Below are 569 nucleotides of genomic sequence, written 5' to 3' on the forward strand. Positions count from 1 at the left end.
TTTTATTATAATCTTTAAAACCACCTCCTTTGGTGGTGGTCATGTTTAAATGGCTTTGCATTTAAAATTATTAACTTAGAGAGATGAGTAATTTCAAAAAACTAAGCCATGTGATATATCGGTGTACCTATCATATTGTTTGGGCACCGAAGTACTGATATCGAATTCTTGAAGGTCTTGTTAAGGAACAACTTTTAAAAGATATTCCGATGCATTTAGAATGGAAATCATGTGAATTAACTGAAATGAATATTCAAATTGACCACATTCACCTAATCGTAAGCATGCCACCCAAAATGTCATTGTCGCAATTGATGGGAATACTAAAAGGCAAGACTGCCATCAAAATCTTCAAAAGTTATCCTCAATTAAAACTGAAACCTTATTGGGGCAACCATTTTTGGTCGCGAGGATATTGTGCGGACACTATTGGGCTTGACGAAGACAAAATCAAGAAATATGTCAAATATCAGGAAGAACAAGAACGTTTAGAAGAGCAGCAAAGGCTCAACTTCGGCCCCTTATAGGGGCTTTCACAAGTCCACCTTCTTAGAAGGTGGTTTTTTAAT

The 569-nt window shown here is 36.0% G+C and carries 1 protein-coding gene; it reads left to right on the forward strand.

Going from position 1 to position 569, the window contains the following annotated elements; translation table 11 throughout:
* Window positions 1–164 precede the first annotated feature (164 nt).
* Entirely contained in the window at window positions 165–527 is a 363-nt protein-coding gene (gene tnpA, locus K5G00_RS29530; RefSeq protein ID WP_317235576.1) for an IS200/IS605 family transposase, read from the forward strand.
* The last annotated feature ends 42 nt before the right edge of the window (window positions 528–569 follow it).

It is taken from the genome of Maribellus maritimus (assembly GCF_022267315.1).
In the GTDB taxonomy this organism is placed as follows: domain Bacteria; phylum Bacteroidota; class Bacteroidia; order Bacteroidales; family Prolixibacteraceae; genus Draconibacterium; species Draconibacterium maritimum.